Genomic DNA, 13,602 nt, shown 5'->3' on the forward strand with positions numbered 1-13,602 from the left:
GCCCTCGCTTCAGTCGAAATTCGCTAGCAGCAGTTGCAAGTCCTTGATCTCTATACGGCCATAATGCAGTGCGATGGCGCCGCGGCTGGCCAGCCACTGCAATTCCTTGTTTAGAGTGGGCCGGGTGATGCCCAGCATCATCGCCAGGGTATCCTGTGATGTATCGATGATATTGCTGCGGCTGGTGGACAGTGCCATGTCGCCGTTGACCAGGAAGGCCAGGCGGCGGGCTACCCGCTCGCGCGTGCTGCTGAGCGCCTGGTCGGCTGTCATGCCATAGGCCAGTCTGAGCCGCCCTGCCAGCAGCCTTACCATGCCCTGCGCGAAACCCAGGCGTTGCATCAGGTTCTGGAAGGCCGGTGCGCTAACCGCCAGCAGTTCCACATCGGTATGCGCGATGGTGGAGTGTGAGCGCGGCAAGCCGTTCAACTGCGACGTGAAGCCGAACCAGTTGCCCGGTTCCATGATGGCGAGGATGGTTTCGTTGCCGCCGGCGTGCAGCATGGATAGGCGTACTACGCCGGATGCCACGCCAAAGAAAGTACCGGCAGAGTCGGCGGGCACCTCACCCTGGCGGAATATGCATGCTCCGCGTGCCAGTTTTAAGATCCGGCCTGCATCCAGCAAAGCCTGTGCGTCTTCCGCAGGCAGGCTGGCAAACCATGGATTGTCAAAAAAAACCTGCATGTAGCGCCTTTTTTACCTCAGCGGTACAGGATAGGTCGCCGGACTCACGTTTCCATCTTTATCCACAGCCTGCACCCCAAAAAACACATTATCCTTGGACACGTCCATCGTGAACTCGGTCACGTTGCCGACGTATTTGGCGTGCTGCCAATCCGCTGCCGTGGTATCGCGCCATACGATGCGGTAGCCTGCGAGGTCGGCTTCCTTGTTGGCTTCCCACACCAGGCTGGTGGCGTTTTCCAGTTTGGCGGTGCGTACTTGCACCTTGGACGGCGCAGCAGGGGCCAGCGCCAGGGACGCCAGCGCGGCGGCATTCACGCGGGTCACCTGCGCGGTGTAGTTGAAATCCACATACTCGGCCAGGTCGCCTATCTTCACGCCGTTTTCCGTGCGCACGTCCTGATGCTGGTGATTGAAGTCTTCTGCCGGCTCGGTAAAGCGCAGCGCTGCGTAGCCCTGCTCCAGGAAAGGCATGTGATCTCCGCCGCGCAGGTAGCGGTCGGCACGGTTGATGATGGTGACCTTGAAGTCAGGCACATAGCGCTCGCCCTGTTCCTTCACATGGCGTGCCAGTTGGCGCGAGATCGAGTCGTTTTCACCGCCGGTGGCAACCAGCGTGCGTATATTGTCCGGCATTTCCTTGCGCGCCGGCACCCCTTCGGCAAACAGGCGTACCTGCTTGTTATCCACAAGGCCGGTATCGGAACGTGAGCTGCCGATGATGTCATTGGTGAACATGCCGGCGATGTTCAGATTTTTTTCCCTTGCCTGCTGCGCAAAATGGCCGGAGCCGTACAGGCCCTGCTCTTCTGCGGCGACAGTCATGAACACGATATTGGCGTCGAACTTATACCTGGCCATTACACAGGCCATCTCCATCACGGCGGCGGTGCCGGAGGCATCGTCGTTGGCGCCGGGTGCGAAGCCGGTCGCGTTCATGATATCGGTCACGCGCGAGTCGTAGTGGCCGCTGACGACATAATAGCGGTCGCTGGCGCTGGTACCTTTCAGCGTAGCGACCACGTTGACGATTTCGGTGGGCTTGTCTATCCGCCTGTCCACAGGATGCAGGTGGCTATCGAACTGCACGTCCAGATTGCCGGCGCCGCAGCGTTCCAGCTCGCTCTTGATCCAGCGCCGTGCCGCGCCTATGCCTGTGGTGTCGGATTGCGTGTCCGACATCGTGTGGCGGGTGTGAAAGCTGACCAGTTTATTGATCGTCGCTTCTATGCGTTTGGCAGAAATTTCGGCGACGATTTTTTGGATTTCGGGTTTGCGGGCCTGGATCTTTGCTTCAATGGCGGTATCGGCCGCATCGGCAGCGACGGCATGGCTGCTGCCCGCAAGCAGCAAGGCTGCGGAGCCGGCCATGCGGATGGCGGAATGCAAATGGAATTTCAAGTGAAGCTCCCTCGTCAAATTGCTTTAGGGCATTGTAGAATTATTTGCCACAAAATGCATCAGCGTGCATCAGCGCGGATTTGCACCGGATTCCTGAAATTCAGGGAATGGGGAGATTGAAGGCGTTGGGAATGATGTCATGCCTGACCACCGGCAGTTGTTCGCGCCTGCCGTTGAAGCTGGCTGGACCCCACAGCCTTTCCCAGCCCGGAGGCCAGTCCAGCGCGGGGCCAGTATAGTCGCCCTGCCTCTGCCTGACCGCAATCACCGGCAAGTGTTGCGGCATGGTCTGCTGCTGGGAATGCTGCTGGTGATCGCTGCCCAGGCTGTACGCATAATGCGGCAGCAAGGCGTCGCAGACTGTCGCAAACCAAGCGGTATGGTCTTCGTCGCGGCCCAATGCCTGCGCCAGGCCTTGCGGATCGAACTTCGCCAGTGCGTGCACCAGTTCTTCAGTGGTGGCGCCGGGCGCATCGCCCCAGCCCATCACCGGATTGAAATTGTAATCGGCACCGGAACCATACCAGCCTTCGCGCCAGGGGCGCTGCATCCAGTCGCGCGGACCTGTGAATAACTGCCAGCGCCAGTGCAGGCCGGACTGCTTGGGCCAGCTATACAGGTAAAGTTTCTGGTAGCCGGCCTGATGCAATTCCCTGACCATCGCCATCAGCCGCGCATGCGGCATGCGTTCCGGCGGTTCGCGCCTGAACAGGATAGCCTCGCCGTCTGCATGCTGCACTTCATCTGTGGATAAGTTCAGGTCCAGCGTACGCGATTCATTGCCGAAGCGCGCGGATACCCAGCCCGTTAGTAAATTGACAGCCGTCAGCACGCCATAACCGCGATGGCGGTGGAAGATGACGGTACCGGGGGCGATGGGTTTCATATAAGCATGTTGCAAGGCAATAACTGCACCAGTGTAAACCATGAATGGTTCATCTTCCAGTTCGTTTTTGCTTAAATATTGTGCATTTCTGCTAACTACACCGGCAGCATTCAGGCTGGGGCGAGGCTGCGTTTTTTCAGCTTGGCATAAAGCTTAATAACGCCGCATGCGCAGCTAATATTTATTAGCGCCAATCGAGCAATCCGGCAAAACTGTTTCGCCAATTGATTGCTCAAGCGTTTGCAAGGCTGGGCGGAAAAAATAGGCGAAACATTGGACTTATTTGGGTATCACGACCTTTAAGATCGCTTGGCCTGCTATGAGCGCAAGTGTGCTGTCATTCAACATAACCAGACTATTTGGTGACGACAGGCTGGAGTTCTGACCAAGCCGATTGCCCAAAAAGGGATTGCTGTTCCCAGTTCGGATATTGCTCGTAGGCACTTGACCTGCCATCAATGTAGTTTGGCCATCTGCGCCGATTCTGAAGACGGGCCCCATCCAGTCCGCTGCATAAAGAACGCCTTTGCTGTCGAGTACCAGGCTGTTTATTCCCACAGACCAGATGCTGCCATCTGCTGCAGTGACATGAGAGCTGAACGGAAGCTGACTGATATTTCCCTTGGCATCTATTTTTGCCAATCCGCCGCCAAAGTTTGAGAATACATATAAGTCTCCTGCGCCTGTCACCGTCAATGGGCAATACCATAGGTGGTTGGACAAGAGCGTCTGTAGCGTGCCGTCTGCCCGCAATTTCTGAATGCCGTCGTAGGTAGTGAAATAAAGATTGCCGGTGCCATCGGCCCGCACCTTGCAGCCCCCTCCATTCGTGTAAGGTCCCAGGCTGGTGATTGTGCCATTGGGGCTGATTTTTTTGAGTGCGTTCTGTCCAAAGCTGATGCTTTTCCCGTCCTTGATGCCGGGGGCTTCTACATCTGAAACATAGATATTTCCAGCATTGTCGATGCTCAGATTTTGCGGATAGCCGAACTTGCGGAAAGTGTCCGCAGTATCTGCCTGCCCCCACCATATGCCCGGCCCGGCCAGCGTGGTGACGGTACCATCCGGTGTGATTTTGCGCAGCACTAATCCAGCCAGATAACCGTCTGCGCTGACATGCCAGCGATTGTCGATTACGTAAAGGTTGCCTGCAGCATCCCGCGTCATATCTTCCGGATAGCTGAACAAGGCATTCCCTTTGATGCCGTCTACACTACCCTGATAGTTGCGGCCTACACCGGCAATCAGGGTGGTGTTGCCATTGTCCGTCATTTTATAAACCATATTGTCGGCGGCAATGAATAGATTTCCTTGCCCGTCGGCCGCAAAATCATGGAAGCCGCGTGGGATGGCGGCCGGTGTGATATCGCCGGGCAAAGTCTTGGCCACAATATCTTCTACCAGCGGCGAAATGTTGGATACGGTAGTGACAAGCTGAGTTGCTGCCCAGATTTTGCGGATATAGCCGCTGTCATAGACATACTTGTTGCCGGCAGGGTCGGAGGTGATCCTGCTGGGCTTATTGTATCTGGCCTGATGTATTTCACCGTCGATAATGCTGTATCCGTTGGAGCAGGGACTGCCCGACCAGGTCACGACGATACCTTTTGTATCGAGGCGCCTGATCACGCAGTTACCGGTGTCGGCTATATAGAGATTGTCCGCCGCATCTATAGTCAGTGATCCTGTGAGGGAGAACCTGGCGCCAGTGGCGGGGCCGTCAATAAAATCTGCTTGTGCCGGGTTACCGGCGACAACGCTGATCTGCCCGCCCGGTGTCACCCTATAAATGGCCGCATTGAGGAAATAAAAGAAATTGCCCTGGCTGTCGCGTACCAGCGATTGCGCCGGAGTCTGCTCGTGAGGGTTTCTATAGATCGACCTGATGGCACCGTCTGAACTGGCAAGGCGCAAGCCGTAAATATCCAGGAAATAGAGATTTCCACTGCCATTCGAGTACATGCCGCCGGGGTTGGAAAGCGCTGCTACATCCTTGTCACCGTCGGTGGAGCCGCCTAAGTCGTCACCGGTGAGTTTTGTTACCAGGCCATCCGGCCCCATTTTGCGGATCTTGGAGACGCCGTCGCCGATATAAAGATTGCCCTTCGGGTCAAGGGCCAGGCTGCTAAGAGCAAAAAAACGCGCCGCGCTACCTGCTCCGTCCAGGTTGCCAGGTCCGCCAAGGCTGCCGGCAATCATATAGACGCCGGGTGAAGGGTGCAGCGTAAAGCGGAATTCTCGACTGAGGCCAGCCGCAGTGGCGGTAATTGTTATTGTCTTATCTTCATCCACGCTGCCGGCGGCCGGCGGAAGATAGCGCACGCTGTTGCCGCTATTTTTATCGAGACTGCCGGGGTCCTTGTCTTTCAATTGCCAACTGATAGCGCCGTTGCTGCCGGCAAGGTTTGCATTTAGTACCAGCGCATCTCCAGCGGCTGAGGTTTCACTTTGGTTGGCGCTGACGTCAAGTGTTACCGGTGCCGAAGAACCTCCGCAGGCCGTTAGCGTAATACCCAATGCCATTGCAATGATGACGAGCGTGCCGGAGCGGGACAGGGGAAAGGTAGTCATGGCTTACGCAAAATTATGTGAATGACAATATTATCATGCTTCTAATTTCTTTTGGATAAAGGACGCTGTGAGGAGACTGTGGTTCTCAGGGCTGCATGCTCGGGCTACAATGAAGCCAATAAATCAATTGGCAATTAAACTCATTGGAACAATATGACACTACGCATCATCGCCACCGGCGGCACCTTTGACAAACACTATGACGAACTGGCAGGCAAGCTAACTTTCGGTGCCAGCCACCTGCCCGCAGTGCTGAACCGTGCGCGCCTTACGCTGCCGGTGGAGCTGGAAGTGCGGCCGCTGATGGATTCGCTGGACATGACCGATGTGGACAGGCAGCAGATCCTGCAATCCTGCCAGCAGGCGCCGGAAAAGGCCATCGTCATCATCCACGGTACCGACACCATGCGCGAAACTGCCGAGGTGCTGGGGGCCGCCAAGCTGGACAAGGTGGTCGTCTTCACCGGCGCGATGATCCCTTATGAAATCGCCAATTCCGATGCCTTGTTCAACCTCGGTTTTGCTGCCGGCGTTGCGCAATTACTGGCGCCCGGCGTGTATGTGGCGATGAATGGCCAGGTATTTGCATGGGATAATGTGCAAAAGAACCGCTCCGCCGGCGTATTCGTCACCAACTAAATCAGTCGGGCCGGCCAGGTAAGCTTGCACCTGTGCCGGCCACGCATTGATAACCCGCATCCATAACTATTGAGCTGCCGATGAAACTGCTGATTTCCTGCCTGTTTTTCTTGTTTGCGTCGCTCGGCCATGCGGCGGAAACCCGCTTTGACAGTGTCTATTTCTTCCAGGAGGAAGAAGTGCTGAAGGAGAAGCAGGTGAATTTCCAGGATTTCGCCCGCTTTAACCGCAGCGTGCAATCCGCAGTATGGAAGGCGCTGAAAAAGGTCAGCATGCCGGCCAGCGCCGGTTATCTGGTGGTGGCAGTGCGCGCAGACGGCAAGATCGCCGCCTGGCTGGACATGCAGCCGGCACTGCATGAATACTACGATGCGGCGGTTACCGAAGCCGTCAGTAAATTGCGGCCCTTTGCACTGTCCGACGGCATCGTCGTTTTCGGCATGAAAATGGCGGTCAATACTGCTGTATTCACATCCAAGGCCAAGCCCCAGCCCAAGGATTGGGCAGATGCGCAAAAAGCGGCGGCCGATCCCGATGATATTGAAGCGATCGTGCAGGCTGCATGGCCGGAGTAAGCTTGAGTTTCGGCAGCAGTTTTCTTTTACGCATCGCCACCGAATCGGATTTTGAAAGCCTGTTGGCGCTGCGCATCGCTGCGATGCGGCCCAGCCTGGAAAGCCTGGGCCGTTTCGATCCGCAACGCGCCCGCGAGCGTCTGCGCGCGAGCTTTGATCCGGCCGCGACGCGCGTCATCGTGGCCGAGGGGCAGGACATAGGCTTTGTAGCCGTGAAGCCTGTGGCCGATTCGCCGCAAAGCTGCCTGCTGCTGGATCACCTCTATCTGCATCCAGACTGGCAAGGCCGGCAGATAGGTGCTCAGGTATTGAAACAGATCATCGCGGAAGCAGACCAGGCCGGACTGCCCTTGCAAGTCGGCGCGCTGCGCGGCAGCGACTCTAACCGTTTTTATCAAAGGCACGGCTTTGTGCAAAGTGCGGAAAGCGAATGGGATATCTATTATGTCCGGCAGCCTGTACCGGCTGTAACCGACTTATCCACAATCTAGCTTCTGCATCTCCGTCACATAGCTTTGCCAAGCCAAGTTCAATCATCTCTAAAGTTTATCCATGTCAAACTTATCCACAAGCCCTACCCATTTACCCATACAGCCCGGCATCTTGCAAACTATCACTGCACATGGCCGTTACCTTAGCTTTGATCTGAAATCGGCCGATGAACTGCATGCCTCTTTGGCCAGGCTGTTGCCGCTGGTCGATGGCGAGCGCGTGGTGCTGGGTTTCGGCCACACGCTGGTCAGCGCGCTGGACGTGCAGATACCGGGCCTGCATGATTTCACCGGCATAGAAGGCAGCCGGGTGCGCCTGCCGGCGACACCGGCGGCCTTGTGGTGCTGGCTGCGCGAAAACGAAAGGACCGACCTGGTGCACCAGACCCGCCGCATCTTGCGCGCGTTGCTGCCGGCATTTGAGCTGCAGCATACGGTGGAAGCCTTCCGCTCCGGCAATGGCCATGATCTGACCGGTTACGAGGACGGTACTGAAAATCCTAAGGACCAGGCAGCAGTGGACGCTGCATTTGTGCAGGGACAGGGCGAGGGCTACGATGGCGCCAGTTTCGCTGCAGTCCAGCAGTGGCAGCATCAGTTCGACAAGTTCGAGGCAATGGCTGAGCTGGATCAGGACAATATGATGGGCCGCCGCCGCAGCGATAATGAAGAGCTGGACGACGCACCGGTCTCGGCGCATGTGAAGCGCACCGCGCAGGAAAGCTTCAATCCGGAAGCCTTTGTGCTGCGCCGTTCCATGCCCTGGGCCGACATGCTGAACGCCGGCCTGCACTTTGTCGCCTTCGGCAAATCCTTTTACGCGTTTGAAGCCCAACTGCGCCGCATGAGCGGGGCTGAAGACAAACACACCGACGCCCTATTCACGATTTCCAAGCCGGTCAGCGGCAGCTACTACTGGTGCCCGCCCATGCTGGATGGCAAGCCGGATCTGCGCGCGCTGAAGCTGGCATAAACGTAGCCTGCACCGGCATTCCGGCAACAGCCGGTAATGCCGGTATTACCAGTTGCAGGCTAGGAAGCCTCTCCGCCAGCCCGAGCTAGATCAGCGCTCCCTGTTCTGCACTGCCTATCAGCTTGATCAGGGTCATCGGGTCCGCACTGATGCCATCCGTCAGTGAAAGTGCGTGAGCGACAGTAAATTCGCTGTGGTTCTTGGCTTGATAGGAAACCGCATATTCTGCCCAGTCGACGCGGTTCTGAAAGTAGTCCTTGCCGTCCACGCCGTCAGCCACCCCCAGCGCAGCATTGGTCATGTTGATGACCACGCTGCCGCGCGAAGTGCTGTCCAGTTGCTTGCTCCAATATGCCAGGCCTTCGGCATCCGGCGCCTTGTTGAACACATTGTTGTAGATCGCCGTGACGAACTGGCTGGAGCTCATGCTGGATGGATACAGCTGTTTCACTATATCCAGAGAAAAGATGGTGTCGGCAATCGCCGCTATGCCCTTGGATGCGACCTCTCCCTGCCAGTAGTTGTAGCCGCTGGTCTCCGGCGCCCGCCTGAAGGCTGCCACATAGATGTCTATCAATGCCTGATTGATGCTGTTGGACGCGATACCGGCCAGCGAGATCGTGCGGTCGGCGGTCATCACCTGCTGCATATCGCGCAGTATGCTCAAGTTTCCGGCATCGTCTTCGACCAGGAAAGAGTTGGCGCGCAACTGGCTGATATGCACGTGGCTGGAGGTCTGGCTCACTTGCAGCATGTTGCTGCCGCTGCCGCCATTGACGACGTCCTTGCCGTTCAGGCCGATAAAAGTATCGTTGCCGCCGCCGCCCGTCAAGATGTCGTCTCCGCCTCCGCCGGTGATATTGTCGTTGCCTGAACCGCCGGTGATTTCATCATTGCTGATACCGCCGGTCAGCACGTTGCCGTAGTTGTTGCCGTAGATATAGTTGACGCCTGCACCGCCGATAGCGGCCTGCATCTTGGTACCGAAGGCGATCCAGACATTGCGTACCGTGTCTATCTTGTTGCCGTTTTGATCCAGCGTATACACCAGGTTGCCGAGTATGCTGCCGTGGCCTTCATTCAGGTCGAGCAAGACTGCATCGTTGCCGGTATATGACAGCGTGTTGATGCCACCGCCGTCCCAGATGGTTTCCATGTAGTCATGGCCTTGCTGGTAGTTATAGACGGTGTTGCCGGCATTGTAGGATGTATTGGCCCCGTAGATTTGCTGGATCGCCTCGATGTCGATCACCATCGGCGTAGTCGGGTTATAGGAGAAAAAGCTGGTGTGGTCGCCCGGCTGGGCGGAGTAACTCATCAGCGTGTACATCTGCGAATCAAAGTTCGGATCTATGACGGTTGAATTGAGACTGGAAGAAGCGAACGGATGCTTCAGGCCCAGTGTATGTCCCAGTTCATGCAGCATGCTCAGGTAGCCATAACTGCCGTCGGCGAAGCTGGAGTGGTAGGAGTCTGCCTTGGTGCTGAACCAGATGTCACCGCTGCTGGCGTCGGCTTGCGGATAATACGAATACGCCTCCGAGTTGACCATGGCCTGATTGTAGGTATAGGCAATCCGGATATCCCCGACATTGGTCTGAGTGTCGGCCACTTCGACAAAATTGAGGTTGGCGACATTCGACCATTTTTGCAGCGCTGTGCGGAAGCGCGCCGCTTCTGCCGCCGAAAGAAAGTCCAGATTGTGCCAGGGTTCGCCGTCGCTGGTGCTGGGGCCGTAGCCACCATTTTCGAAGGTATCGGTAGACCACCAGGATGGAGAGTGCGGGAAGCTGTAGGTGATCGTGGAGCTTTGCCATTTATAGGTGCTGAGCAAGGAATCCACCAGCGGATCGCCGCTTAGCTGGACGGTGCCGGAGGGGCTGCCTGTGGTTGGTGAGGGCATGAAATAGGTATCCTGTTTGTGGACGAAGACGGTGAAAAGCTTCTCTGTTGCAATAATTATCAAAAATACACTGATAAAAATATTAACACAGATTGCTTACAGGCCAATTACCTCGTGGGAAATTTTTATGCGTTGGGGGGAGCAACAGCGCGACTGCCTTGCCTGGGGCAAGGCAGTCGTATGGCGGGATGGGTTCAGCCTTGCGTAGCGGTCTGGCGGGATGCCTGCAGCAGTTCCTGGAAGCCTTCCAGCGGCAGCGGCTTGCTGAACAGATAGCCCTGGAAGGCATAGCAGTCGTGCTCGATCAGGAAGCTGCGCTGTGCCTGGGTTTCCACGCCTTCGGCAATCACGTTCAGGCCGAGGTTCACGCCCAGTGAAATAATGGCGCGCACGATGGTGGCGTCGTTTTCGTCGTCGCTGATATCGCGCACGAAGGAGCGGTCGATTTTCAACTGGTTCAGCGGCAGCCTTTGCAGATAGGCCAGCGATGAATAGCCGGTGCCGAAATCATCCATCGAAAAAGCGATGCCCAGCTCACGCAGCTCATGCATCTTGGCGGTCGTGCTGTCCACATTGTCGAGTATCGTGCTTTCGGTCAGTTCTATTTTCAGCCGGGTAGGATTGATTGCGCTGCGCTCCAGCATGCCGCGCAGTTTTTGCACGAAATCGATTTGCTGGAATTGTTTGGCGCTGACATTCACGGCCAGCGTCAGATCGCGGGTATCCTGCTTTTCTTCCCACTTCTTCAATTGCGCGCAGGCGGTTTCCAATACCCAATAGCCTATGGGCACAATCAAGCCGGTTTCTTCCGCCAGCGGAATGAACTCTGCCGGCGAGATGAAACCGCGATCCGGATGTATCCAGCGCAGCAGCGCTTCCGCGCCTATCAAGCCGCCCTTGGAATCGACCTGCACCTGGTAGTACAGCTTGAACTGGTTTTGTGCCAACGCCACCCGCAAATTGGATTCCAGCATCATGCGCACCACCAGCACCGCCTGCATCGCCGGGTCGAAGAAGCGCACCGCATCGCGGCCCGAGGTCTTGGCTTCGTACATCGCGGTATCGGCACGCTTGAACAAGTCCTTGACGGTGATATCGCCGCCCTGGAACAGGCAAACGCCTATGCTGCTGGAACCGTGGTGCTCGAAATCCATGATGTGGTAAGGCTCGGCGAGCAGCATGCGTATCTTGTTGGCGATACGGTCCGCCTGCTGCACTGCTTCATCGCGCAGCAGGCTAAGCTCTTCCAGCACCACGACGAATTCATCGCCGCCCAGCCTTGCCACTGTGTCGCTGTCGCGCACACAGGTCTGCAGCCTGCTGGCGGTTTCCACCAGCAGCAAGTCTCCGGCATCATGGCCGCGCGTATCGTTGAGCGTCTTGAAATTATCCAGGTCGATGAACAGGATTGCACAGTGGTTGTCGCTGCGCTTGCTGAGCGAAATCAGGTGCTGCAGCCTGTCCATCAGCAGCCGCCGGTTCGGTAACTGCGTCAGCGAATCGTAGAAGGCCAGGTTGCGGATTTCCTCTTCATAGCTCTTGTGCTGGCTGATGTCGGTAAAGGATGCGATGTAATTGCTGACTTCGCCTTCTGCATTGGTGATCGCGGTCAGTGTGATCATTTGAGGATACACTTCGCCGTTCTTGCGCTGGCTCCACATCTCGCCCTGCCAGAACTTGTCCTTGTTCAGGATGACGGTGATCCTGTCAAAGAAGTCCTGATCCTGCTGCCGGGATTTGTAGATGGGCGGCTGTTTACCGAGCAGGTCCTTGTTTTCGTAGCCGGTGATGCGGGTCAATGCCTGGTTCAGCCGCAGTATCGTCCAACTGGCATCGGTAACGAAAATACCTTCCTGCGATTCGAAGGTGTAGGCGGCGATTTGCAAGTCATGCTCTGCCTGCTTGCGTTCGGTGATATCGGTGATGAAGCAATGCCATAGCATGCCGCCGTCGGCTTCCGGTTCCGGCAGTGCGTCGATAAACAGCCAGCGCACTTCACCATTGAGCCGGCGCAGACGGAACTCGGCCTGCCAGCTGGTCAGCGTGCGGGTGGCGTCGCGTATCAGTGGCCGGGCTTTGTCCACGTCAGCCGGATCTATCCTGTCGAACAGCGGAAAAGCATTGTGCCTTACTTCTTCCGGCCGGGTTTCAAACATCTGCCGTATCGCTTCGCTGGCATAGGGTACGCTGGCAGTGCCGTCCACATGGGCGCGGTATTGCATGATCAGGCCGGGCAAGCGCGATGCGACCTTGCTGACCCGCTCGAATGCCTCGCGCAGCTCATCGGCCGCTTTCTTGCTCTCGGTTTGCAGCGCCGTGATGATCAGCGTCACGATCACCAGCGTCGTCATATAGCCCCACAAGATCAGCAGATTGCTTTGCGCATCGCCGCCATTGAACGGGCCCCTGCCCGTGGCCGTGGCCCAGGCCGCAATCGCGGAAGAACCCAGCACCGCAATCGACGAGGCACTGATGCCGAAACGCATCGCCGGCCATATCATTACGGTAACGGCGATAAAGGTCAGGCGGAAATGCGCTTGCGGCGACAGGAAGATGAACCAGTTGCTGCCGAGGAAAATCAGCGCGAAGATCAATACTTCTTCATGCCTCTGCGTGAATTCGGCAATGGTCTTGTAAGACAGCGACAGCAAGACCGGTGCCGCCAGCAAGACGCCAACCGTGTCGCCGGCCCACCATGTGAGCCAGACCTGGACGATATTGTCGCTCAGACCGAAACGCCACAAGGTCAGCGCCCCGCCGCTGGCCGAGAGTGTCATTCCTATCATTGCGGCGGCGCTGAACCAGATCACGTCCTTGCGGCGCGAGAAAAAGCGGTCGAAGTTCTGTTGCCGCAATAGCCAGCAAGTCAGGTTGGGGGCCAGCGTATTGCCCAAAGCCAGCCAGGCCGCTACAGTCAGGCTATAACCGGCGGAAAATTCCAGCAGGAATGCAGCAATATAAATTGGCAGCGTGCTGCGCCTGCCCCAGCGCATCAGTGCGGCAACGGCGACGCCGGTGGGCAGCCAGATCAGGCTGACATTGGGACTCAGGTAGGGAATGGCCAGGCCCAGTCTTCCTGCGGCGACATAGGCCAGGATGACTATCAGGAAGCGCAGCGATTCCAGCTCCAGGCGGACTTTCTTGCTGCCCGCAGCTTGTGGCAGGTACGGCACATTGAACATGGCAAGTCTATTCCCGAGCAGCGAGGTTCGTGCCGGTCTTGGCTATCCGCAGTTGTCAGGTATGTGCGGACACTCCATGCCTTGACCAATCCCTCCGGCTCATTTGGTTTTATAAAATTTTATGGGGCATGCTGAATCAGAGCTTACGGCCCATTATGCGGCAAGGATGGCGATTTTGCTGTGGTTTTCGTAGCAATATGCTGCTGGAAAAGAAGGCGGACGAATATCCGGTGCGCGCAGGGATACCGTTAATTGGCGTGAGGAAATTATTTCGGGAAATGCGAAGGGCGGGCC

10 protein-coding genes are annotated in these 13,602 nt (G+C 56.9%); 4 read left to right on the top strand and 6 right to left on the bottom strand.

Going from position 1 to position 13,602, the window contains the following annotated elements:
* Positions 1–9 precede the first annotated feature (9 nt).
* The 4 genes from IEW12_RS24235 to IEW12_RS24250 form a co-directional block, all read right to left on the bottom strand.
* Positions 10–687, bottom strand: coding sequence for a Crp/Fnr family transcriptional regulator (locus IEW12_RS24235; protein ID WP_188568705.1), 678 nt, complete (start codon positions 685–687; stop codon positions 10–12).
* 12 nt (positions 688–699) lie between these two features.
* On the bottom strand, positions 700–2,088 hold the full coding sequence (locus tag IEW12_RS24240) for a M28 family peptidase (protein ID WP_229751322.1): 1,389 nt from the start codon (positions 2,086–2,088) through the stop codon (positions 700–702).
* Between the two features lie 100 nt (positions 2,089–2,188).
* A complete protein-coding gene (locus IEW12_RS24245) occupies positions 2,189–2,974 on the bottom strand; it encodes an L-asparaginase (RefSeq protein ID WP_229751323.1) in 786 nt (261 codons plus the stop codon).
* Between the two features lie 279 nt (positions 2,975–3,253).
* Entirely contained in the window at positions 3,254–5,545 is a 2,292-nt protein-coding gene (locus tag IEW12_RS24250) for an NHL repeat-containing protein (protein WP_188568706.1), read from the bottom strand.
* A 153-nt stretch (positions 5,546–5,698) separates the two neighbouring features.
* On the opposite strand from IEW12_RS24250, the gene IEW12_RS24255 reads away from it, so the two are divergent.
* The 4 genes from IEW12_RS24255 (at position 5,699) to IEW12_RS24270 (ending at position 8,223) form a co-directional block, all read left to right on the top strand.
* Complete coding sequence (locus IEW12_RS24255; protein WP_188568707.1) at positions 5,699–6,184, top strand: asparaginase domain-containing protein; 486 nt, start codon at positions 5,699–5,701, stop codon at positions 6,182–6,184.
* An 80-nt stretch (positions 6,185–6,264) separates the two neighbouring features.
* Positions 6,265–6,759, top strand: a complete 495-nt coding sequence (locus tag IEW12_RS24260) for a hypothetical protein (protein WP_188568708.1) — start codon at positions 6,265–6,267, stop codon at positions 6,757–6,759.
* Positions 6,747–7,250 carry a GNAT family N-acetyltransferase gene (locus tag IEW12_RS24265; RefSeq protein WP_188568709.1) on the top strand — a complete coding sequence of 168 codons (504 nt, stop codon included), beginning with the start codon at positions 6,747–6,749 and terminating at the stop codon, positions 7,248–7,250. Before IEW12_RS24260 ends, IEW12_RS24265 begins: the two co-directional genes overlap by 13 nt.
* Positions 7,251–7,311: 61 nt before the next feature.
* The gene (locus IEW12_RS24270; RefSeq protein WP_188568710.1) at positions 7,312–8,223 is read left to right on the top strand and encodes a Dyp-type peroxidase; all 912 of its coding nucleotides are present in this window, start codon (positions 7,312–7,314) and stop codon (positions 8,221–8,223) included.
* Between the two features lie 85 nt (positions 8,224–8,308).
* On the opposite strand, the gene IEW12_RS24275 is transcribed toward IEW12_RS24270, so the two are convergent.
* Both IEW12_RS24275 and IEW12_RS24280 read right to left on the bottom strand, forming a co-directional pair.
* Complete coding sequence (locus IEW12_RS24275; protein WP_188568711.1) at positions 8,309–10,126, bottom strand: DUF4214 domain-containing protein; 1,818 nt, start codon at positions 10,124–10,126, stop codon at positions 8,309–8,311.
* Between the two features lie 194 nt (positions 10,127–10,320).
* On the bottom strand, positions 10,321–13,308 hold the full coding sequence (locus IEW12_RS24280; protein WP_188568712.1) for a bifunctional diguanylate cyclase/phosphodiesterase: 2,988 nt from the start codon (positions 13,306–13,308) through the stop codon (positions 10,321–10,323).
* Between the last annotated feature and the right edge of the window lie 294 nt (positions 13,309–13,602).

It is taken from the genome of Parundibacterium terreum (assembly GCF_014636315.1).
GTDB classification, from domain to species: Bacteria; Pseudomonadota; Gammaproteobacteria; order Burkholderiales; family Burkholderiaceae_D; genus Undibacterium; species Undibacterium terreum.

Bases quoted from the DNA above. Each gene is read 5' to 3' on its own strand.
- IEW12_RS24255 (WP_188568707.1), top strand. From the start codon at position 5,699: ATGACACTACGCATCATCGCCACCGGCGGCACCTTTGACAAACACTAT.
- IEW12_RS24265 (WP_188568709.1), top strand. From the start codon at position 6,747: ATGGCCGGAGTAAGCTTGAGTTTCGGCAGCAGTTTTCTTTTACGCATC.
- IEW12_RS24270 (WP_188568710.1), top strand. From the start codon at position 7,312: ATGTCAAACTTATCCACAAGCCCTACCCATTTACCCATACAGCCCGGC.
- IEW12_RS24235 (WP_188568705.1), bottom strand. From the start codon at position 687: ATGCAGGTTTTTTTTGACAATCCATGGTTTGCCAGCCTGCCTGCGGAA.
- IEW12_RS24260 (WP_188568708.1), top strand. From the start codon at position 6,265: ATGAAACTGCTGATTTCCTGCCTGTTTTTCTTGTTTGCGTCGCTCGGC.
- IEW12_RS24250 (WP_188568706.1), bottom strand. From the start codon at position 5,545: ATGACTACCTTTCCCCTGTCCCGCTCCGGCACGCTCGTCATCATTGCA.
- IEW12_RS24245 (WP_229751323.1), bottom strand. From the start codon at position 2,974: ATGAAACCCATCGCCCCCGGTACCGTCATCTTCCACCGCCATCGCGGT.
- IEW12_RS24275 (WP_188568711.1), bottom strand. From the start codon at position 10,126: ATGCCCTCACCAACCACAGGCAGCCCCTCCGGCACCGTCCAGCTAAGC.
- IEW12_RS24280 (WP_188568712.1), bottom strand. From the start codon at position 13,308: ATGTTCAATGTGCCGTACCTGCCACAAGCTGCGGGCAGCAAGAAAGTC.